The 21802-nt window shown below is 39.0% G+C and carries 22 protein-coding genes and 4 pseudogenes; 17 read left to right on the top strand and 9 right to left on the bottom strand.

Going from position 1 to position 21802, the window contains the following annotated elements; all coding sequences use genetic code 11:
- Positions 1-94: 94 nt before the first annotated feature.
- Complete coding sequence (locus tag PN471_RS22565; RefSeq protein ID WP_193899647.1) at positions 95-424, bottom strand: hypothetical protein; 330 nt, start codon at positions 422-424, stop codon at positions 95-97.
- Positions 425-477: 53 nt separating this feature from the next.
- Between PN471_RS22565 and aat the strand changes: the two genes are divergently transcribed.
- The 3 genes from aat to PN471_RS22550 all read left to right on the top strand — a co-directional run bounded on the left by aat (position 478) and on the right by PN471_RS22550 (position 3746).
- On the top strand, positions 478-1053 hold the full coding sequence (aat, locus tag PN471_RS22560; RefSeq protein WP_271778729.1) for a leucyl/phenylalanyl-tRNA--protein transferase: 576 nt from the start codon (positions 478-480) through the stop codon (positions 1051-1053).
- Positions 1054-1235: 182 nt separating this feature from the next.
- On the top strand, positions 1236-2423 hold the full coding sequence (locus tag PN471_RS22555; protein ID WP_271778728.1) for a glycosyltransferase family 4 protein: 1188 nt from the start codon (positions 1236-1238) through the stop codon (positions 2421-2423).
- A 276-nt stretch (positions 2424-2699) separates the two neighbouring features.
- Positions 2700-3746: a cyanophycinase gene (locus tag PN471_RS22550; RefSeq protein WP_271778727.1), complete on the top strand. Its 1047-nt coding sequence runs from the start codon at positions 2700-2702 to the stop codon at positions 3744-3746.
- 75 nt (positions 3747-3821) lie between these two features.
- Here PN471_RS22550 and PN471_RS22545 read toward each other — a convergent pair whose 3' ends face one another.
- The 4 genes from PN471_RS22545 to PN471_RS22530 all read right to left on the bottom strand — a co-directional run bounded on the left by PN471_RS22545 (position 3822) and on the right by PN471_RS22530 (position 7503).
- Positions 3822-4253, bottom strand: a complete 432-nt coding sequence (locus tag PN471_RS22545; RefSeq protein ID WP_271778726.1) for a DUF29 domain-containing protein — start codon at positions 4251-4253, stop codon at positions 3822-3824.
- A 285-nt stretch (positions 4254-4538) separates the two neighbouring features.
- Entirely contained in the window at positions 4539-4814 is a 276-nt protein-coding gene (locus PN471_RS22540; RefSeq protein ID WP_271778725.1) for a DUF1049 domain-containing protein, read from the bottom strand.
- A 143-nt stretch (positions 4815-4957) separates the two neighbouring features.
- Positions 4958-6364, bottom strand: a complete 1407-nt coding sequence (locus PN471_RS22535) for a DUF4335 domain-containing protein (protein WP_271778724.1) — start codon at positions 6362-6364, stop codon at positions 4958-4960.
- A gap of 512 nt (positions 6365-6876) precedes the next feature.
- On the bottom strand, positions 6877-7503 hold the full coding sequence (locus tag PN471_RS22530) for a DUF3038 domain-containing protein (protein ID WP_271778723.1): 627 nt from the start codon (positions 7501-7503) through the stop codon (positions 6877-6879).
- Positions 7504-7782: 279 nt separating this feature from the next.
- Between PN471_RS22530 and PN471_RS22525 the strand changes: the two genes are divergently transcribed.
- The 7 genes and pseudogenes from PN471_RS22525 to PN471_RS22495 all read left to right on the top strand — a co-directional run bounded on the left by PN471_RS22525 (position 7783) and on the right by PN471_RS22495 (position 14005).
- The gene (locus PN471_RS22525) at positions 7783-8301 is read left to right on the top strand and encodes an adenine phosphoribosyltransferase (RefSeq protein WP_271778722.1); all 519 of its coding nucleotides are present in this window, start codon (positions 7783-7785) and stop codon (positions 8299-8301) included.
- A gap of 91 nt (positions 8302-8392) precedes the next feature.
- Positions 8393-9439: an ABC transporter permease gene (locus tag PN471_RS22520; protein WP_271778721.1), complete on the top strand. Its 1047-nt coding sequence runs from the start codon at positions 8393-8395 to the stop codon at positions 9437-9439.
- Between the two features lie 297 nt (positions 9440-9736).
- Entirely contained in the window at positions 9737-10342 is a 606-nt protein-coding gene (locus PN471_RS22515; protein ID WP_271778720.1) for a carboxypeptidase-like regulatory domain-containing protein, read from the top strand.
- Between the two features lie 37 nt (positions 10343-10379).
- Positions 10380-10568, top strand: a pseudogene (locus PN471_RS22510) (ABC transporter permease subunit); the annotation flags it as partial.
- A gap of 8 nt (positions 10569-10576) precedes the next feature.
- Positions 10577-10849 carry a hypothetical protein gene (locus PN471_RS22505; protein WP_271778719.1) on the top strand — a complete coding sequence of 91 codons (273 nt, stop codon included), beginning with the start codon at positions 10577-10579 and terminating at the stop codon, positions 10847-10849.
- Between the two features lie 22 nt (positions 10850-10871).
- Positions 10872-11324, top strand: coding sequence for a hypothetical protein (locus PN471_RS22500; protein WP_271778718.1), 453 nt, complete (start codon positions 10872-10874; stop codon positions 11322-11324).
- 95 nt (positions 11325-11419) lie between these two features.
- Positions 11420-14005: an adenylate/guanylate cyclase domain-containing protein gene (locus PN471_RS22495; RefSeq protein WP_271778717.1), complete on the top strand. Its 2586-nt coding sequence runs from the start codon at positions 11420-11422 to the stop codon at positions 14003-14005.
- Positions 14006-14205: 200 nt separating this feature from the next.
- On the opposite strand, the gene PN471_RS22490 is transcribed toward PN471_RS22495, so the two are convergent.
- The gene (locus PN471_RS22490) at positions 14206-14667 is read right to left on the bottom strand and encodes an NADAR family protein (RefSeq protein WP_193898430.1); all 462 of its coding nucleotides are present in this window, start codon (positions 14665-14667) and stop codon (positions 14206-14208) included.
- A 159-nt stretch (positions 14668-14826) separates the two neighbouring features.
- Between PN471_RS22490 and PN471_RS22485 the strand changes: the two genes are divergently transcribed.
- Positions 14827-15447, top strand: a complete 621-nt coding sequence (locus PN471_RS22485; RefSeq protein ID WP_271778716.1) for a DUF4129 domain-containing protein — start codon at positions 14827-14829, stop codon at positions 15445-15447.
- A 151-nt stretch (positions 15448-15598) separates the two neighbouring features.
- Positions 15599-16165: pseudogene (locus PN471_RS22480) on the top strand (DUF58 domain-containing protein); the annotation flags it as partial.
- A gap of 100 nt (positions 16166-16265) precedes the next feature.
- Here PN471_RS22480 and PN471_RS22475 read toward each other — a convergent pair.
- Positions 16266-16942: pseudogene (locus PN471_RS22475) on the bottom strand (stage II sporulation protein M).
- A 79-nt stretch (positions 16943-17021) separates the two neighbouring features.
- Here PN471_RS22475 and PN471_RS22470 point away from each other — a divergent pair.
- The gene (locus tag PN471_RS22470) at positions 17022-17855 is read left to right on the top strand and encodes a hypothetical protein (RefSeq protein ID WP_271778715.1); all 834 of its coding nucleotides are present in this window, start codon (positions 17022-17024) and stop codon (positions 17853-17855) included.
- Between the two features lie 20 nt (positions 17856-17875).
- Positions 17876-18223: a hypothetical protein gene (locus tag PN471_RS22465; RefSeq protein ID WP_334311932.1), complete on the top strand. Its 348-nt coding sequence runs from the start codon at positions 17876-17878 to the stop codon at positions 18221-18223.
- Between the two features lie 126 nt (positions 18224-18349).
- On the opposite strand, the gene PN471_RS22460 is transcribed toward PN471_RS22465, so the two are convergent.
- Positions 18350-18589 carry a hypothetical protein gene (locus PN471_RS22460; RefSeq protein ID WP_271778714.1) on the bottom strand — a complete coding sequence of 80 codons (240 nt, stop codon included), beginning with the start codon at positions 18587-18589 and terminating at the stop codon, positions 18350-18352.
- Between PN471_RS22460 and PN471_RS22455 the strand changes: the two are divergent.
- Positions 18580-18936, top strand: a pseudogene (locus PN471_RS22455) (IS4 family transposase); the annotation flags it as partial. The gene PN471_RS22460 and the pseudogene PN471_RS22455 sit on opposite strands and share 10 nt — an antisense overlap.
- 31 nt (positions 18937-18967) lie before the next feature.
- Here the strand turns inward: PN471_RS22455 and PN471_RS22450 are convergent.
- Positions 18968-19753 (bottom strand): DUF1868 domain-containing protein, encoded by a 786-nt coding sequence (locus PN471_RS22450; protein ID WP_193898410.1) that lies wholly within the window; start codon positions 19751-19753, stop codon positions 18968-18970.
- An 86-nt stretch (positions 19754-19839) separates the two neighbouring features.
- On the opposite strand from PN471_RS22450, the gene holA reads away from it, so the two are divergent.
- Complete coding sequence (gene holA / locus PN471_RS22445; RefSeq protein WP_193898408.1) at positions 19840-20826, top strand: DNA polymerase III subunit delta; 987 nt, start codon at positions 19840-19842, stop codon at positions 20824-20826.
- Positions 20827-20933: 107 nt separating this feature from the next.
- A complete protein-coding gene (locus tag PN471_RS22440; protein WP_271778713.1) occupies positions 20934-21419 on the top strand; it encodes a DUF4168 domain-containing protein in 486 nt (161 codons plus the stop codon).
- The last annotated feature ends 383 nt before the right edge of the window (positions 21420-21802 follow it).

Below are 21802 nucleotides of genomic sequence, written 5' to 3'. Positions count from 1 at the left end.
GGCAAGAGAAATATCAATATCCCCCTGTTCCCTATTCCCTATTCCCTATTCCCTATTCCCTATTACCAATGACCAATGACCAATGACCAAGGTGTTATTGCCCACAACAATAATCAATTCCCAGGCTATCTAAGAGTAGATCGCTAACGGCGTTGGCGATCGCAAACTCTCCAAAAAAACTTTTAGAAAAATCAAATGATTGCATCTCTGTGACAATGGCAATTACCAGAGAACCTAAATCATTTTCTCCCTCCATGCGTTGTCTCACAAAAATCTGTGATGCCCGCTGGGCAATATTTTGATTGATTGCTTCAGGAATAAACTCTTCATCAAGCCAATGTAACAGGTTTTGTTGTAACCATTCACCTTCTTGCTGGGGATTTTCCGAAGGAGGTAAGGTAATAGATGGAATTGCTGAAGTCATTTTTGTATATTTTATATAGAATTTGTTTGCTAGGGTAATCTTAGAAGAAGATAATGGAATATGATGTTGCTGCTATTGTTCGGGGTTATGCTCAAGGTTATTTTCTCATGTCTGATGAAAGTAATAACCTGGGATGGTATGGAAGTAAGGAAAGAACTCTCATTCCTTTAGATGAACGCTTTCGCTATCCTAAGTCGTTACAGCGCGTCATTAACCAAAAAAGGTTTACAGTCGCCATTAACCGGGACTTTTTAGGAGTAGTTGCTGGCTGTGCTAACCGGGACACAACTTGGATTTCTCCAGAATTAGTCAAGATTTATGGGTTACTTTACCAAAATGGTTACGCTTATAGTTTTGAAACTTGGTTTGGTGATAAATTAGCTGGGGGAATTTTGGGAATTGTCATTGGTGGTGCTTTTATTGGTGAATCCATGTTTTTCAACATTTCCGAAGGTTCTAAGGTAGCAATGGTCAGGTTAGTGGAAAGATTGCGTCAACGGAAATTTAGACTATTTGACGCACAAATGATGAATCCTCATTTAGCTAGATTTGGCGCTTATCATATTAGTGGTCAAGAATATGCAGTTTTACTTAAACAAGCTGTATCAAGTTCTTGCAAATTAATTTAAGGAGTTAGGAGTTTGAACAAAAAAAATTTCATAAGGATTGCTATGTATAAGAAATGAGACATATTTTTGAATATTATGGCAAAATGTTCCCTGTTTCCTGTTCCCTGTTCCCTGTTCCCTTTTTTTTGAGATAATTATAGTTTTTAAACTTTTGAGATTTTTGTCAATCATCGGGGAGTCAAATGAAGATATTAGTGCTGAGTTGGGAATTTCCACCGAGGATAGTTGGCGGAATTGCTCGTCACGTTGCTGAGTTGTACCCGGAACTAATCAACCTAGGTCATGATATCCACCTAATCACGCCAGAATTCGGTCCAGCATCCTTGTATGAGTTGGTTGAAGGAATTCATATCCATCGTGTCCCAGTACCTGCTAGTAACGATTTTTTCCACTGGGTGGTGAACTTAAATGAGAGCATGGGAAAACATGGTGGTCACTTGTTGACCGACAAAGGTCCATTTGATCTGATTCATGGCCATGATTGGTTAGTTGGAGATGCAGCGATCGCTCTCAAGCATACCTTTAAAATTCCCCTCATTGCCACAATTCACGCCACCGAACATGGACGCTATAACGGCATTCATAATGATACCCAACGCTATATTCATGATAAAGAATATGCACTAGCTCACAATGCCTGGCGAGTAATTGTTTGTAGTGAATATATGCGTCAGCAAATGATCCAAACACTACATATTACTAATGATAAAATTGACGTAATCTATAATGGTATCCGCCCAGAAAAGAAAATACATCATCAAGATTTTCATGCTCAAGATTTTCGGCGACGATTTGCCGCAGATTATGAAAAAATTGTCTATTATCTTGGTCGCATGACCTATGAAAAAGGCATACCCGTATTACTCAATGCTGCCCCCAAGGTACTATGGGAAATGAAAGGTAATGTTAAATTTGTTATCGTCGGTGGTGGTAATACTGACCATCTGAAACGTCAAGCTTGGGATTTGGGAATTTGGCATAAGTGTTACTTTACTGGGTTTCTGACTGATGAATACTTAGATAAATTTCAAACCATTGCTGACTGTGCAGTTTTTCCCAGTCTTTATGAACCCTTTGGTATAGTTGCCTTAGAAAGTTTTGCCTCTCGCGTACCAGTCATAGTTTCCGATACTGGTGGGTTCCCAGAAGTAGTTCAACACACAAAAACGGGAATTACCACTTGGGTAAACAACTCCGACTCTGTAGCTTGGGGAATATTAGAAGTTTTGAAAAATCCAGATTATTGTCAATGGTTGGTAAATAACGCTTATGCAGATTTGGAAAAAAGATTTAGCTGGACAAAATTAGGTAAGCAAACAGAAATGGTTTATAAAAGAGTAGTGCAAGAACGAGCAGAAATTGTCTGGTAAGTAATGAGGACAGAATTAATTACACAACTGATTTTTCTGTTCCCTGTTCCCTATTCCCTATTCCCTGTTCCCTGTTCCCTGTTCCCTATTCCCTATTCCCTATTCCCTATTCCCTTCCCATAACGACAATTTTTAACGCCAACTCACTTAACGAGAATCAAAGATGACGCTGATAATTTGCCCTAAAAAAACACTACAAACCCTGTACGCTAGGAATTTAGCCCCGGACAATGCGAAAGTTAGAAATGATTGCTGTTTGCTTGACAAGATTTGAATATGACAAAGGCATTCCTAAATACATCCAAGCGTTTGCAGAATGCAAAAAACAGCTTATTGAAGATGATAAATCGCATCCTCAATCGTTTAACAGCTAAGTTAAAACGGTTTTTTGAGGATATCATCGCCGATAGCCAGACTCCCACCTCTAAACCAGCTTATCAAATTCCTAAATTAGCTGGTCCCGTTCATAACTTAGGAGGAGGTGGACCTGATGTTGATGACGCTATCCAATGGATGATTAATCAAGTCAGGGGCGGTAGTTACAGCGACAATAAAGTTAATGTTCTAGTCATTCGGGCTGCTGGTAATGATGATTACAATCAGTTAATTTATCCCATGAGAGGTGTCAAATATGTAGAAACTCTCATCATTCGTAATCGTCAAGAAGCCAACAGAACCGATATTTTTGATAAAGTCAGAAATGCTGGCGTAATTTTCTTTGCAGGTGGTGATCAATGTGAATATATTCGCCACTGGAAAAACACTAAGTTAGAAGTTGCTATTAAGTCAGTTTACGATAAAGGCGGCGCGATTGGGGGTACAAGTGCCGGGGCGATGATTCAAAGTGAATATGTTTATGATTCTTGTGCTTGTGAAGATAGTATTGAAACTCATGAAGCCCTTGATGATCCTTACGGGAACATTACCTTTACCTATAATTTTTTCCAGTGGAAATATTTGCGGGGAACTATCATTGATACCCACTTTGATGAACGCAAAAGAATGGGAAGAATTATGGTTTTTATTGCCCGACAAATCCAAGATGGTGTATCTTCAAAAGCTTTAGGGATAGCAATTAGTGAACAAACATCTTTACTAGTTGATAAATATGGTATTGCTAAAGTTGTGGGTAAAGGTTCAGCGTATTTTGTCTTAGGAGATCATCCCCCAGAAATTTGTGAAAAGGGGACTCCTCTCACCTATCACGACTACAAAATCTGGCGAGTTCCTAGAGGTGACACTTTCGACTTAAATAAATTACCATCACGGGGTTATTATCTCAGAAGTGTGAAACGGGGAAGGTTTGATTCAGATCCTTATTAATAGCATTTCTCTACACAAATCTACCTCATTAGCCCACTCAGGTGGGCTTTGTGATATTCACCGAATGTGAATTTGCTATTGTGGCAACCAATTTTCATCTAAAATTAATTCCAAAGTATAAAGACATTTTTCGGGAAATGTAGAAATTATCAATCCTGTTTGCTTTGCGGCTTGACGACGGGCTTTTTCATAGCTTTCTTGTAATTGTTCTTGAGGATAATTTTTGAGACTGGGACTATCTTTAATAGTTAATTCAATTTGAGTACGCGCATCTGTGATAGAATCTAGCCAACTGTCTGAACGTCGGTCAGGTTGATATTGCCATTTGAGTAAGTGTAAAAGTAGGCGAATTAATTGACTAGAAATTGCCCGTCTTTCACTTTTACCCAATTCAGAAATCTCCTCAATTAAATGTTCTTTATCTATTTCTTGCCAGCGATTTTCTAGTAATAATTTGGCTGTTTCTTCAAGCCAAATATTGAAATCTATTTGATAAGTTATAGTCATTTTTATTTTACCTCATTAAAGGTTTTCGGGATCTACGGACAAAGATATTTTCACACAATTACAAACACCCAGCCAATCACATTCTGACAATTATATCTTGTTCAGTTTCAGGAAGTTGCTTTATTTGTTCAATAGCTTCTTCAAGTAACTTAGTCATAGTTTTTACCGTTAATCATTATCTATGATACTAAATATGAGGCAGCCAGGGAATAAATTCCCTGTCTAAAAGCAAAAGTCGGTTAAAACCGACTAATCATAAATTTGCGCCTTTGTGTGAAACAAAACTTAAAAATCCTCATCATCAACAAAAAACTCTGCATCTTCATCTATTCTAGATTGAGATTCTCCCAATCCCCAGAGAGGCTGCAAAACTGCTGTACCTAATAAACCGACAGCCACACTAAAAGCTAACATCAAACCAAAGGGAATTTGTATGGATTGAAAAACCAAAAACCGTAAAGATAGAGGAGTAGCATTTTGGACAGAAATTAGAGCGATCGCCACTACCCAAACAGCTATAATTACTAATATGAAAAAATTTGCCAAAATTTTGAATATCATCACTGGAAAAATCTTTTCGTAAGGGCTAGGAGTCAGGAGTCAGGAGTCAGAAGGTAAGAGGAAGGGAAGTAGGGGAAGTAGGGGAGGTAGGGGAGAAGATTTTTTCAACGGACAACGAACAACTGACAACTGACAACTGACAATTATTTATATCCCTTCCAAGGATTGACTTTTAATTCTCCCTTGGGTGTAAATACTACCTGAAAATGAGCTAGAGGTTGTTTATTATCAGGTGCAGCTACATTTGAGCCATAAACTGATTGGAACATCTGAGGTAGAGGAGTTTCTCGGAAGTGATCAAAAGCAACTTGATTAAGTGGCTCATAGTCAGCTATTACGCCCTCCTTATTCACCGCTACTCGATATTTTAAATCCTTAGCAAAGGTAGGAGTAACACTCCAATTTTGACGAATTGTACTATATAGCTTTTGATTTAAGTCCTTGATTTTACTGCTATCAGTAATTTTTTCGCCAGTTACTTCCGGTGTTTTAGCGTATCCTAACCAGGGACTAATTTCTAGAACCCCTTTTTGGGTAAATACGACCTTGAATTGAGCAATAGGTTCATTAGGGAGGCGATTAGCAGGATTATAAAGTAGTTTAGGTAGTGGTGTTTTCTCGATCGCATCACTAGCTTTCTGATTTACTGCTTTATAACCAACAATACTCCCATCAGCGGCCACACCTAAGCGATAAACTAAATCCTCTGGTAATTCTGAGCGATTTGTCCAAGCTGGATGAATTTGATTGTAAACTTGGCGATTTAATGCCCGTAATTGAGATGGATCTGTTATTTCTGGAACTGTCTTTAAAAGTGCTTCTAAATCCTTAGTAACGGGGGTTTCTGATGCTGTGGGTGTGGTTGTGGGGGTGGGTGTAATTGACGCTGTAGGTGTGGGTGTGGAGGTGCTGGACTGTATTTCTGGTTTAACTTGAGGTGGACGGATTTGGGGTGCGGGAATTAAACTAAAAGCTACGGCGGCCACGGCTAGGCTGGACACGCCGACGGTAGCCGGGATTGCTTGTTTAAGCAAGATTTGACTAGAACCACCATAACTGCGATGAACTGGGTGTAGTTCTAGGGATAATTCTGGTAAGGTCTGGCTATCAGCAAAAAACTGATCTACAGCTTCAACTAAATCAAATAATTGGACTGTGTTGAGGACGATTTGCAGCGGTTGTCCGGGGTTGTTATTTCCCCCTTGATTGTCTGCTGTGATTTCGGAGTGAACGATTAATCTGTGTCTGTTGCTGTCAATTTTTTGTAATTCAACTAACTCTGAATTTTGATGTTCAAATTTTTTGCCTTGGGGATTGGGTATATTGCTTAAAACTTCTTGAGCGTAGGCACTAACCGCTCTAACTAAGCTTTCAAAAAATTCCCTACCTCCACTTATAGGTTGATCATAATTAGATAAATGGCATTCTGCATTCACTAATATGGATAGTTCGGGACGGAGTTCTTGAAAGTTAGCTGTCCGTGTCATGTCACTCAACCCTTCTAGGAGCAGGGTGCAATTAGGTAAACTATATTTACGTTGGATATTCATTTTATTTACAAGAAAATGGACTGAAAGCCCCGGAATTAAAACCTGAAAAACCTAAAAATTTCTAGGCTTTAATGTCTTTTAATCCGGGGATGAAAGCTACAAGAGGGGATTTATCCCCCAGTGACTTATGGTGTTACACTATTTGTAACAGGAAAGGTAATCAACCTGTCTAAAAACCTAACTACCTAACAGTAATCTGTACCTTGACAATTAAATCTATGCGGTTCTACTGCATTGTTCTAGTTTCTTCCTAGCAGTAAGTAAAAGATTTATAGGGACTAGACTAATCAGAATTTTGAAACTTTCTCGTTTCAAGTTAAACAGGACTTGCAGTAATGCAACTACGGTCGGGCAGACCGAAAGTTAACGCTTGGGAGCCAGTGCGTTGGGCGGGTTTCCCGACTTGAAGCAACTGGCGTGGAGAGTCCCACCTCTGGGTTAGACAACGCCAGGAATCTAGTTTAAGTGGTCTCGTTGAACCAGGAGTCCCTGTGTCTTTAGACCAGGCAGTGTCAATCTACTTCACCGTCAAAAAGAGAAATCCAGTATCGCTGCATTCCCGCCGTACCTGTGCAGAACAGTAATTTTCCTAATAAGTCTATAGCCAGTTCATCTAATTTTTCATCAGAAGTTAATGCTAGGACACCGGAACGCCGGGAATTCATCCGACTTTTAAAGTGGGTTCTAAACCTTTCTAGGTAATTAGCTAATCTTAAATTTTGTTCTGGGGGAATCTGTTTTTGGGCTAATTGTTGATATATGGTTAGTAGTTGGCGAATGACGACTGTTAACCGCCGAGCGATGTAACAAGCAATGACTACGAGAGCTTTGGCTTCTAAAATATCTAAGGGACGGCGACTATGCGCTCTCCTCATGGGGTTAGAGCCTCTCATTCGCCATAAGTTTACCCGATTTTTGATAATTCCTTTGAGGTCTAATTCTTCCGCAAAGGATAAAATAGCTTCAGAACCGCCTAGTTCTAGGGCTTCAATGGCTAGTAACATTAAGTCTATTTGCAATCTAGTTCTGGCTGGACATACTTGGCCGGCGATCGCTGGATCTGGTAAAGTATCCAAAATCATCGGCGTTCCCTGGGCGTTTGGGCTGTTTAAAGATGGGATACTAGCGGAGACATTCATTCTATAAAGTACCTTATGTGTTTCCAATAAAGTGATTGATATTAACCTCTCGTGGCTAATCGCTGGTGCGATATGGCAGTTCAATTATATACATTACGACCTATGAATTTTGATTTTTGACTTTTGACTGGTTACTGAGCTTGTCGAAGTATTGATTTTTGACTTGCACTTTGCGGCACTAGTCTCTAGGTTATGACATTATAGGGTAGGATTTAGCAGGGATCGGGGAAATTTTTCGCCTCTTACCCTTTATTTCTTGATTGACCACTAATTACAAATATGGATTTAAAATCTTTGATTCGTGATATACCAGATTTTCCTAAGCCGGGAATTTTATTTCGAGATGTCACTACTCTATTAAGCGACCCAGCGGGATTGCGACACACTATTGACCTTTTAGCACAAAAATGTTCGGAAATTGAACTTCAGGTGGATTATATTATCGGTATGGAGTCGCGGGGGTTCATTTTTGGTGCGCCTGTGGCTTATAAATTGGGTGCGGGGTTTATTCCTGTTCGCAAAAAAGGGAAATTACCAGCAGCGGTTCACTCTATTGAATATCAATTAGAATATGGTACGGATACATTAGAAGTACATCAGGATGCTTTAAACCCAGGTTGCAAAGTTTTAATTGTGGATGATTTAATTGCTACTGGTGGTACTGCCAGTGCAACAGCAAAGTTGGTACAAAAGATTGACTGTGAACTTGTGGGGTTTGGGTTTATCATCGAACTACAAGATTTGCAAGGACGGAAACAATTACCTGATGTCCCCATTATCTCACTGGTTGAATATTAGTCAGGAGTTCAGGAGTTCATGAGTTCAGGAGGAAGAAGGAAGAAGGAAGAAGAAAGAAGAAAATTATCCAATTACCAATTACCAATCATAAATGACAAATACAAAAATTTCCTTGGAGACAAGTCGAGACTGGCTAATTAGGTCAGTTACGAATGAAACTTTTATTTATGTGATGAAACGGCTTTTACAGGCGCTATTGACGATTTTTTTAGCGTCGGCTTTGTCATTTTTTATTATGAAGTTTTCTCCAGGGGATTATGTAGATACCCTGCGACAAAATCCGAAAATTTCCCCAGAACGGATTGAGGAAATTAGACAACAATTTGGTCTAGATAAATCTTGGCCAGAACAGTTTGGATTTTGGTTGCAGCAAATTGTAACTAAAGGTGATTTTGGTACAAGTTTTGTTTATCAACGTTCTGTGTCGTCGCTGTTATGGGAAAGAGTTCCAGCCACGTTGTTATTAGCGATCGCTTCTTTAATTATCACATGGGCGATCGCAATTCCTCTAGGGATTCTCGCAGCAGTGAAACAAAATCGCCGCACTGACCAGGTTTTACAGATAATTAGTTATGCTGGTCAAGGTATTCCCAGTTTTATCACTGTCTTATTTTTGCTATTTTTTGCTCAACTGACTACGCCACTTTTCCCAGTGGGTAATATGACCAGTATTGATCATGCCGACCTAACATGGTTAGGTAAAATTCTTGATATCGCTTGGCATTCGGTTTTACCATTAATTGCTTTAAGTATCACTAGTTTTGCTGGTTTACAACGGATTATGCGCGGTCAATTATTGGATGTTTTGCGCCAAGATTATATTCAAACTGCTCGCGCTAAAGGACTTCCAGAAAACCGCGTTATTTATGTTCATGCTTTGCGAAATGCTATTAACCCATTAATTACTTTATTGGGTTTTGAATTAGCAGGTTTGTTAGGTGGTGCATTTATCACGGAAAATTTCTTCAATTGGCCAGGTTTAGGAAAATTAACCCTACAAGCTGTTTTAGCTAAAGACCAATATTTAGTCATGGCCAGTTTAGTAATGAGTGCAGTATTATTAATTGTTGGTAATTTAATTGCCGACTTAATTTTAAAAGCAGCAGATCCGAGAATTAAATTAGAAGATTTGAATTAGAACCGGACTTACACAAAATGTCTCTTAAAATCTCTTTCCTGCATAAAACTTAAGAGGATGTTTGAAAAGTTTCCGGCGATTAGAAATCGCTACTACACAGACAAAGTCCACCTGCGTGGACTAACGAAAAATCAAGGCTTTTGAACCCACGAAGGTGGGTTTCGTCTGTGTAGCTGCGACTTCTAGTCGCCCTTGCAAGTAATAAATTAGACTTTTCAAACACCCTCTAATACAGGTTATCGTTTTGTTTGGGATTTATCTCATGATGGGATTTTTCCTATAAATGGAAATAAGACCATGGCCAATACAACTAAATTTAATGTTGGTACTGCTTTGGTATTTGCAGATGGTTATTTGGGGTGGTCACTTCCTCTGAATAATAGTTTTGCTTTAGTAATTCCCAAAAACAGTATTAAAGGTCAACAAATTGGTATTAATCCTATTTCCGGCGGTTATATCACCCGCATTGATAATTTAGGATTTGGTGTAATGCCGAATTTAAGTCCTTATAATATTTCTAATATGATCATTGATGCACCTAATTTACCTATAGGAATAGATGTAGGCGATCGCGTCATCAAGGTTTTGCCAAGTTATAACAGTGGTACATTAGTACAAGTGGGAACAGACGCTACTGTTTTCTTGCGAGGACAGTTATTAAATGCTAATGGTGAACCTATTTCTTTAGGATCAGGACAGATTATTGCTGTGGGCGATCGTAATTGGCAACCAGTTACTATATTCACCAATCGCTCAGGTAAGTTTGCTACTTCGGGCTTAAAACCAGGACGCTATGAAATACGCTTATTTACTGACCCTCCAGCCATGATTCCCCTTGCAATTCCACCTGATGCCAAGGGCATATATGATATTGGTACAGTCAAAATTCCTTCCTTTTTTTAAGACAATGTTTTAGTATAGGTTCTTTTTTATCCCACATTCCGCTTTATTTTTAGCGATCGCCTCTTTAATTATCAGATGGGCGATCGCAATTCCTTTGGGTATTCTCGCGGCTGTAAAACAAAATCGTAGAACTGACCAGATTTTACAAATAGTCAGTTATGCTGGTCAAGGTATTCCCAGTTTTATCACTGTCTTATTTTTGCTCTTTTTTGCTCAACTAACTACCCATTACCAATGATTTATTATACTATTCGTTCTAGAAGTGATGGTAAATATCTCACGGCCCGCGTTGATGATGATACATCAGGATATTTATTATTGTTTAAAGAAGATTTCGAGGCTATGAGTTATCTAAATACTCATGCTGCTGATTTAGCCAGCCGCTTGACAGTCGAACCTCTTGCTAGTAACCAAATAGGTAGTTTGCTCAAACGTTGGGGTTTTGTCGGTGTGGGAATTGTCAATGATCCCTTATTACCTGAAATTGAATTTTTACAGCATATTTAAATATCAACAAAGCAGTAAAAGTATGAACATGAAATTAGCGATTTATACTACATCATTGACGATAACCTTGCTGTTAATGCCAATTAACTATAGGCCCACATTAGCAGGTACTTGTGCTTCTCGTTGTGGTTCTATACCCCTGCATTTTACGCCAGGACAATATATTCGGGTGAAAGTTGTGAATCTCAGTTATGGATCTGTGAAATTAGAACAGTTACCAGAAATAAGACAAACAACCTTAAAGCCGGGACAAAAATTACAATTTGACCTGCGAGGGGACGAACTGACGGAATTTTCTCTGATGTTTTGGGATGATGGGGGAAGATATGTAAAAGGTGTGGTGTCTAAACCGAATTTTGGAACATTGGTTTTGGAAATTCGTCCTAATACTCAGGATTATCCAGGCGGTTCCTACGGAGCGCTTGGCTATCGCTCTCTTTATATTCGTAACAATGGACAAGTTAGTGTATTTTAGTGTACAAGCGTTGATTTTTAATATAAATCTAAATAATAATATTATTGTTATTGACCGTTTTTTAGTTTTAAATCATACCATATTGGACGATAGTTATGTCAGTGCATGAACCAAATTATGAAGTAAACACAGATATGATTATTGATGTTAATCCTCAACCAAAGAATAGGGGACAACAAAGTTCTACTAATGTGGTTTCTTTAACTACACAACAAGGAACTATTTCCCAATTTCTCGCCCCCTTGACTAAGGAAACTTTTAAACAAGTAGTTCAAGAAGTTGAGCAAAAATTACAGGTTGTTAACCAAACCTTATCCATGTTGGATTATCAAGGTTTTGAAGCAATCCTTCAGGAAATGCTCCATTCAATTACTCTCAAAACTGGGGAATTATTGGGAGCAGATCGAACAACGATCTTTTTATTAGATGAAGAACAACAAGAACTTTGGTCTATTTTAGCAGAAGGGAAAAATAAAAGCCCTTTAGAAATTCGGATTCCCGCCAACAAAGGTATTGCCGGTGAAGTTGCTAGTTTTAAACGGGTGGTAAATATTCCCTTTGATTTTTATGATGATCCCCGGTCATCAGTTGCCCAAGAACAAGATAAAAGAAATGGCTATCGCACCTATACAATGTTAGCATTGCCACTGTTAAATACAGACGATAAATTAGTGGCAGTCGTACAATTATTAAATAAATTAAAACCTATTCATGATATTGATAGTCCCCTCAATGAACGCATTGATAATAATGGCTTTACCGAAGTTGATGAAAATATATTTCTTGAATTTGCCCCTTCAATTCGCCTGATTTTAGAATCATCTCGATCCTTCTATATTGCCACACAAAAACAAAGAGCCGCAGCGGCATTAATGAAGGCAATTAAATCCCTAAGTCAAAGCGGACTTGATTTGGAAGACACCCTAAAACGAGTGATGAATGAAGCGAAGGAGTTAATGAACGCCGACAGAAGTACACTGTGGTTAATAGACCGCGATCGCCATGATTTGTGGACAAAAATTTATCAAGCTGATGGTATTGCTAAAGAATTGCGTGTACCGATGGGACAAGGTTTTGTTGGTATTGTAGCTGCCACTGGCAAAAAACTAAATATTCCCTTTGATTTATATGAGCATTCTGACTCAGGAACGGCTCAAAAAATGGATCAAAGTAATGGCTACCGCACCTGTAGTTTGCTGTGTATGCCAATATTTAATAGGGATCAAGAATTGATTGGTGTCACCCAATTAGTAAATAAAAAGAAAGTTGGAGATTTCCCCGCTTATAATCCCGACTCTTGGCCAAATGCTCCCGATTGCTTCCAAGCTAGTTTTGATAAAAACGATGAAGAATTTATGGAAGCATTCAACATTCAAGCCGGGGTAGCCTTGCAAAATGCTCAGTTGTTTGCCAAAGTGAAACAACAAGAAAAAATGCAGCGGGATATTTTGCGAAGTCTTTCCAATGGTGTGATTTCGACAGATCAAAATGGCGTAATTATTACAGCCAATGAAAGTGCTAAAGAATTACTAGGTTTTGGTTTAGAGGAAGCTTTAGAAGGCAAAATGGTGAGTGATATTGTCGCCATTAGAGAGGGAGATTTTAGCAAGTGTTTTCAGAATACGCTTCAGTCCAATAACTCCAAAGACGGCCAGCAATATTATCCTGATCGGACTTTATTAACCACAGGAACAGAACAACACAGCGTTAACTTATCACTGAATAGTATTGCCGATGTCCAAGATGAAAATAAAGTCTGTGGCGCATTGGTAGTCATGGAAGATATTAGTGATGAAAAGCGGCTAAAGAGTACAATGTACCGTTACATGACTCAGGAATTAGCCGAAGAATTGTTAAAATTAGATGATGCTAAATTGGGAGGCGATCGCAAAGAAGTTACCATCTTATTCTCAGATATTCGCGGCTACACCACCCTCACAGAAAACATGGAAGCGGAAGAAGTGGTGAGAATGCTGAATGAATATTTTGAATCAATGGTAGACGCAGTATTTAAACATAAAGGCACTCTTGATAAATATATCGGTGATGCCATCATGGCTGTTTTTGGTTCTCCCCTACCTTTAGCAGATCACGCCATCATGGCAGTGCAAACATCTCTAGAAATGCGTGGTCGTTTGCAAGAATTAAATGAACTTCGCAAAACAACTAATGAATGTGCTATTAAAATCGGTGTTGGCATTAATTCTGATACCGTAATTAGTGGTAATATCGGCTCTAGTAAACGCATGGAATTTACCGCTATTGGTGATGGTGTCAATCTCGGTTCTCGATTAGAAAGCGTCAGCAAACAATATGGTTGTGATATTATTATCAGCGACAATACATATAAAATCTGCCAAGATAGTGTTTGGGCTAGAGAACTAGATTACATCCGTGTTAAAGGACGTAATGAACCAGTCGCCATTTACGAATTAATCGGCTTGCGTAACGATACTATTAATAGTGCCAAACTAGAAGTAATTGAGCATTATCACAAAGGGCGTGAATACTATCTCAAACGTCAATTTACCTCAGCCCTTTCAGAGTTTGTAAGAGCCTTATCCGCTGACAATCAGGATAAAGCCTCAATGTTGTACATGAGTCGTTGTCAGCACTGGTTACAATCACCCCCATCTAATGCTGATTGGGATGAAGGTGTGTGGACATTTAAAGAAAAATAAGTATTTTCTATTTGACTTTTATTCCCTCCGCATATTCATATCCGGTTTTTTGTTAAAAACACCTATAAAGCATAGGATTTACCTGAGTTCGGTGTTAGGAGTTTCTCCTTCGGAGACGCTACGGGAACAGAGTTATGATTTTTTCAAAGAGATCATCAGGGTTTGAGACTCATATTTGGGGCAGTTTTCCAAAAATTATCTTATGTCGAACTCAGGTAGGACTTACGTATTTCCGCCCGCACACTCATGAGGATTTTACCGAGGTGATTTTCTCCTGTATGATTTGCACCACATCCCCAAAAATAGTCTGTAGGCGAATTTTCTATGAGCATTTCATCACCTGTGATTAATAATATTTCCCTGATATCAGGATGAGTGATAAATTTTTGTAGTACCCCAACCCGCATGACTTGGGTTTTCACCAATTCCCAATCTGGACGGAGACAACGAGAGGGACAACGTCCTAAAGCAGCAGCTTGTTCAGGAGTAGCAGCAGCGAAGATTAAAGGTATAATCGGGGCATCTGGACTACCAACAAACTTTTGTCCTTGATAATAATGCTCAACAGTTGGCCAATAAGTACCTTCGATATCAATCCCGTGAGGAGAAAAGTTAGAAAAACACCCGTATGGCTGGGAAACCTGATAAAAGTAAATAGTCATGCTATTGGAGGAGGTAGGGGCGCAGAGACTGCGCCCAGTCGGGAAGAGTGCTGTAAGGCTTTTGACTTAATTTTTGGACTTTATTCAAGTACATACCGCTATAACATTAGCAAAATCAGTAATGATGTAAATAAATAATAGGTTAAATCCTGCTGTTTTATGACTACAGATGCTTTTGAACAAACAAATTGGGTGTGGCAGTTTTCCTTATTCCAACAGCAGGTAGGAGAATGGGTAGAATACCAATTTTCCAGATTTCAAAAAACCTTTCCTGGTTGGTCCATCAGTCCTTGGTTAAATGAATTACTAACAATCCTATTTTGGTCAGGATTGGGTTTGTTCTTGGTATGGGTAGGTTGGCGCTTATGGCAAGAATTTAATCCTTATCTCTATACTTGGCTAAATGCGGTGAGTAATGCTAGGGGTTCTAGAACCAAAGCCAATTCTAGAGAAACATCCATTACCCTATTATTAAGCCAAGCTCAGGAATTTCAACGGCAGTATAATTATAGCGAAGCCTGTCGTTGTGTTTATTTAGCAATGTTACAACAATTACATGAACAAGCGATCGCTCGCCAACAACCCAGCCGCACAGACGGAGAATATTTGCAATTACTCAAATCCTCCGTCACCCTCCTCCAACCATATCAAACATTAATAACCATCCATGAACAACTGTGCTTTAGTGAGCATCACATTTTAGCAGAAAATTATCAACAGTGTTGGCAAGCTTATAGAAAAATCCAGGAATCATTAGTCAGGAGTAAAAGTTTCTTTTAAGGGACTTCCAAATAAAAATATGTCCCAAAACTAAGGCAAAAACTCTCTCTATTTCTTCTCTCTCTGTGTTCTCTGTGCCTCTGTGGTTCTTTTGTTCATAACTTGTTTATTTGATCTTACGGTTTTCACCTTCATGGTAATTGATGGTTGGGGAATGCAAGGATTTGACTGGGGTTTAAATACCACATTATCCCTAGCATTAGCAGGATTGCACAGAGGCGATCGCGTTGGTATTGGTGTATTTGACAACAAATTGCATACGTGGATACCCCCAGAACGAGGACGACATCATCTCAATCAACTCATTGATAAACTCACCCCCATTCAACCAGAATTAATAGAATCTGATTATTTAGGTGCAGTTACCCACGTCGTCAAACAACAAACCCGCAGGGCTTTAATAGTCATCATTACCGACTTAGTTGATATCACCGCTTCCTCCGAACTTCTCCTAGCCCTTACCAGACTCGCACCCCGTTATTTACCCTTTTGCGTCACCCTGCGAGATCCTCAAGTTGACAGTTTAGCACATACATTTACCGAAGATGCCACACAATCCTATATTCGCGCAGTTGCTCTAGATTTATTAGCACAAAGACAACTGGCATTTGCCCAATTAAAACAAAAAGGAGTATTAGTTCTTGACGCACCAGCAAATCAAATTTCCGAACAATTAGTAGATAAATATTTACAACTTAAAGCCAGTAATCAGCTTTGAAATATTGCAGGAATTAATGGAGGTAGGGGCGCAGGGCTTGCGCCCAGGAGTCATTAGTAAAACACTACAATTTCTTCCTTTGCGCCTTTGCGTGAGACATTCATATTTTCTTCTTCCGACTACAATACCGCACCAAAACCACAAACAAACCCATCCCCACCAAATATTTAATTGGATTTGGAAAAATCGGATTTGGAGACAAAAAACCCTCAATTAAACCAGCAATAATCAATATCGGCACAATCCCAAAAACCAATTGTACAGCCAAAGAACCGTAAAATTTCAACGCATCACGGCGGCGATATTTACCAGGAAATAAAATTGCTCTTGCCAGCAACAAACCTGAACCTCCCGCAAAAAATATCGCAGGTAATTCCAAAGCACCATGAGGAAATACAAACGCCCAAAACGGGTAAGCCAGATTATTTTGAGCAACTAAATGGCTATGGCAATGGATAGCAACGTTTGCTGCACCACTTGAGGAAATCCCCACAGATAAAATTCTTTCGCTGCTTGCCATTCCTGTCGCCGCGAACCTTGGTAGATTTGTGTATAGGCGCGAGTTGTCAATGATTGTAAACTTTGAATTAAAGTTTTACCAACTTGCTGAGTCCTCGCCCTAGCTAAATCCGCTGCTACAGAACGATATAAACTCGCCAGTTCCCTAATTTCTGCCGAACGCAGGGACTTTAAGCGTTTTTGTTCTACCTTCTTCAACAAAGCATCTAAACGCTGCCAATTAGCCTCGCATCTTCCTATCCAACGTTGAATATTCATAAAATTTCTAAATACTTAGTACAGATTAGCTTAAAATAACTTCAAAGTAAGCGCTGTATTTTAGGAAAAAATTAACACCATGTCTGAAAATTTTGGTTCTTCTAGCTCCATACAACCATTGAGTATCGGCAATGTAGTCAGTGCTGGTGTACGTTTATATCGCTCTCATCTGAAGACTTATCTGAAACTAGCTTTAATCGCTCACTTATGGGCTTTAGTTCCTATCTATGGCTGGGCAAAATATGCGGCGATTTCTGGACTCATATCGCGTTTAGCTTTTGGAGAATTGACTTACCAGCCGGAAAGTGTTGAAGAGGCTAGAAGTCATGTTAATCCACGTTTTTGGTCATTTTTGGCAGTTTATCTGCGAGTAGCTATTAATCTTTTCTTAGCTTATCTTGGAGTGACGATTGTAGCTGGTATAGCGGTTGGTCTGTTGACATTCATCTTATTTTTAATCTTAGGACCTATAGTGATTTACTTATCTCCCTACTTCACCCCATTATTAATTATTTTGATGGTGCTGCCAGGACTAACTTGGTTTTACGCCCGTTGGGTTGTGGCTGAAGTACCGTTAGCAGTAGAAGAAAATATCAATGGTAGCGAAAGTATTTCTAGAAGTTGGGAGTTAACCAAAGCTTCAGCATTTCGCATTCAAGGAATTGTGATAGTTACTGGACTTGTGACGCTGCCAATTATGTTTTTATTTAACTATGTACCTAATTTATTTCTCATCAAACTAGAGCCGGGTTCTACTATCTACACAGTGGTGTATCTCGTTTCCTTACTTATCAGTTTAGTAGGAGGAATGTTTGTGATGCCATTCTGGCAATCAATAAAAGCTGTGATTTACTATGACTTGCGAAGTCGTGAAGAAGGGTTGGGTTTACAATTACGTGATCACGATATTTAATTAAATTCAAATGTAATATAATGCACCTTTTTAATCGCATTAAATTCACTACACCCGAAAGTGTGGAAATAGAATTTACCCTGGCTGGAATTGGTAGTCGGGCTTTAGCATTAATGATTGACTACCTAATTTTAGCTTTTACTTTAGTAATATTGGCGTTAATATGGTCGTTTATTTCTCAGCAAGTAACTGATTTGGGAGTTAGTATTTTTGGCTCTAATTTCGGCTTGTGGTTGATAGCTATATCTCTATTAAGTTTTTTCTTTATTTACACAGGTTATTTCGTCCTTTTTGAAACTCTAAGCTGTTGTGCATTTAGTTTGTATAATTCTAGCGAGCAAGATGCCCGCACCACAAAGTTCAAGTAAATTATGGTTATCAAATTTAGCTGCGTAACAGCTTATGACTTCCCTACATTCTTCGATTGGGTATAAGTCTCGGCTATTTCCTTTATGACCTGCTTGACCCTCCTCTTTTTTTGCTGCTTTTTTGTTTTACAGGCTTTTTTCCAAATCCCGGTGGGTCACTTGATGGTGGTGATGATGAGTTAACGGAACTCCTTGTTCTTGAACTGTCAGGACTTCTGTTAGTTTCTTTGACTGTTGTTCTCTTTGCTGCGCCATTTCCTCCACCAGTTTCTTGACGCTGGCTGGAGTCTTACCCTTGTATACTACTTTTTGAAGTGCGGAATGTGGGATAAAAAGTTGTAGAAAAAATTGCCAAAGAAGAAGCATTTTTACTAACTAAAAGGTTATTAGGATTAGCATATCTTTGGGTAGGACACAGTAATGGGGTACAAATTCAGATTGTAGCGACTTTAATTTTTTGTGCGGTACTAAATCAATTAGTTTCAGACGTAGCAGTTGCTTTAGGTCAGCGAAAAGAAAAAATATCAGTAGAAATGGTTTTTAGAAGTCTATATTATGTAGCTAAATCTGTAGAAAGGGGTGAGAATCCCGATATCGTCACCTATTTAGTCCAACGAGCAAAATTATTTGGTTTAGTCAAAGCTATCAGGAAACGACATCGAGAAACACAACAAATCAGAGAAAAAACTTGGGGGGCTGTACCGTTAAGTTGACACCAATGAGGAATGCTAAACCCCCATTGACCTAAAAATTTACACTCGGCCAGTCTGGTTGACGATAATAATGGGTCATATTATCAAATTTTCGTAATTCCACCTTATTAATGAGAAAATCCGGGGTATCCAACGGCAATGATTGATTAAACTCACAAAACATGGTATTCAGGCTTACTCGGTTTAATTCTGGAGGAATTTCGCCAAAGTAACCCAATGTCACATGGGCAGTAAAATTATAATGCTGCTCAATACCTAAACCCATTAATGTGCGATTTTGATAAATTATTCGTCGGAATTGAATAATTTCCTCATAGGAACGTTGATCTTTTGGTACTAAACACACACCTACAGCCCTCGGCATGACAATCAACCCCAACATTTGCCAAGATATAGGTGATCCCTTTGTCATCAATTTCTGATATTCTTGAAACCTCTCAGCTAATTGAGAATTCAAATCTTCAGCAAATTGGGGATTTTTTGTACAAGCATGATGAAAAGCACTATCCCAAATTAAGTCTGCCACCGTCACATGAAAACTAGCAGGGGGAACAGGTACAATCAAACCACTAGCAATGGGTAGCTCTAATAATTGCTGTTGATAGGCTTGTATTTGACGGTAGAAAGCAGCGTTGTTTGCATCTTCTTGTGCTGGTGGGGTAATCAGTGTATAGCCTGGAAAAGGTGCAGCCTCTCTGACTCCCGCATTAACCCGGAATTTAGAAGATTCCTGAATATGCTGAATTTGGGTTTTGTAAGCTTCTGGTAGCGTCATGCGAGCTACCCGATTTAAATAAGTTTGGTAGTTGTCGTCCAATCTTGATCACCTTGCGCTCTTTTGATAGATTGTAGGGAGATTTACTCAATTTAACCAAATTAATTTTTAATTTTAATTAAATTACCATGCCAATATATGTTTACTGGGGCGAAGATGATTTTGCGATGGAAAAAGCCGTAGTCACTTTGCGCGATCGCATTCTTGATCCCCTGTGGACTAGTTTTAACTATACCTCATTCCCCCCAGATCAACCCGATTCTATCGTCCAAGCTTTAAATCAAGCAATGACACCGCCATTCGGCGCTGGTGGGCGTTTCCTATGGCTCATCAACACCACTCTCTGCCAAAATTGTCCGGACCACATCCTTGCAGAATTACAACGCACTCTTAAAGTTATCCCTCCAGACTCTACCTTACTATTAACCAGCCGCAACAAACCAGATGAACGCCTCAAAAGTACAAAACTCCTCAAACAATTTGCAACAATTTCCGAATTTTCCCTCATCCCCCCTTGGAAAACTGAACTTTTAGTCCAATCAGTTCAACAAACCGCTCAAACTGTCGGCATAAAAATAAGTCCCCTCGTAGCCGAACTATTAGCTGAATCCGTAGGCAATGATACCCGTCTTCTCCACAATGAACTAGAGAAATTACGCCTCTACAGCCAAGGCAGCGACAAACCCTTAGACGTGAATACAGTATCTGAATTAGTCAGAAACACTACTCAAAATACCTTACAATTAGCAACAGCCATCAGAACAGGAGATACCCCAAAAGCTTTAGGAATCTTAGGTGATCTCAGTAATGCCGCCGAACCAGGTTTACGGATAGTTGCCACACTCATTGGTCAATTTCGCACCTGGTTATTAGTCAAAATGATGATGGACAGTGGTGAACGCAACCCCCAAGCGATCGCTCAAGCCGCTGAAATCTCTAACCCCAAACGCATCTACTTCCTACAGCAAGAAGTCAAATCTCTCCCCCTACAGCAACTCATCTCTGCTTTACCACTGCTATTGGAATTAGAAGCCAGCCTCAAGCAAGGTGCATCCGAAACCTCAACACTACAAACTAAAGTCATCGAACTTTGTCAAATATGTCGCCGCACTTAATATCCCCATCAGAATATGCAATTTCAATCTTGACTGGAACTTCTAATTCAGAAAATAATTCAAAGCGATTATCGTATTCCCTATTTTCCCTCTGTGTCACCTGTTATATGCTCAAAACTTATAGTCTTTATTTAACCAAACGGTTGCTGAGAACCCTCTATCAATCCTTGATTTTGGCAACTGTTACCAGTACAAGTCTGATTTCCGGGACTTTTACCCTCAACTCCAAAGTAGCTGCTCAAACTTTAAACCTTGACAATACAGACATAACTAATTACGCAAAATCTGTACTAAACATGGAGCCAGCCCGTCAGCAAGCATTTAAAGAAATTAAAAACCTTATCGGTAGCAAAGACATTCCCCAAGTGATCTGTAATGATTCTAAAAGTTTCATTACGCTACCAAGGAAAGCCAAGGATATTGCCATAAATTATTGTAACCATTCTCAAAAGATAGTTGAGGATAGTGGTCTCAGCATCGAGCAATTTAACAAAATTACCCTAGAAATCCAAAACAACAGCAATTTAAAACGACAGCTTTACAATACATTACTGCGTTTACAAAAGGATTCCCCCTCAAAAACTTCCCAATAAATAACCTCAAATTACTTCTTTCTCTAACCTGCATCAAGCAGAAAATATCACTCTTGTTTTTTTGCCATATCCATAACATTATTGCCGATCCGATAAATCAAAAATACCCTGAATACTTAATTTCATAATGCTTTCAGCTATTTTCAACCCACCTCCTCAAAAAATATTTCTCAACCCCCTTGACAGAAAAAGGAAGGATTGATATGTTAGATAAGTGCCGAAGAGAAAGAAACGACTCCCAGGCAACTGAACCGAGAAAAAATAATACTTTGAAAGAATAGATTAAACCAATCCTCGTCGTCAAGATAATTGAAAGAGGATTCGAGATTTTAACTAATTTCGGAGCCAACAGACTCGAAACATAACAAAATGGAGAGTTTGAT

It is taken from the genome of Aphanizomenon sp. CS-733/32 (genome assembly GCF_028330045.1).
Taxonomy (GTDB): Bacteria; Cyanobacteriota; Cyanobacteriia; order Cyanobacteriales; family Nostocaceae; genus Dolichospermum; species Dolichospermum gracile.
This window is presented reverse-complemented; position numbering and strand designations above follow the sequence as displayed.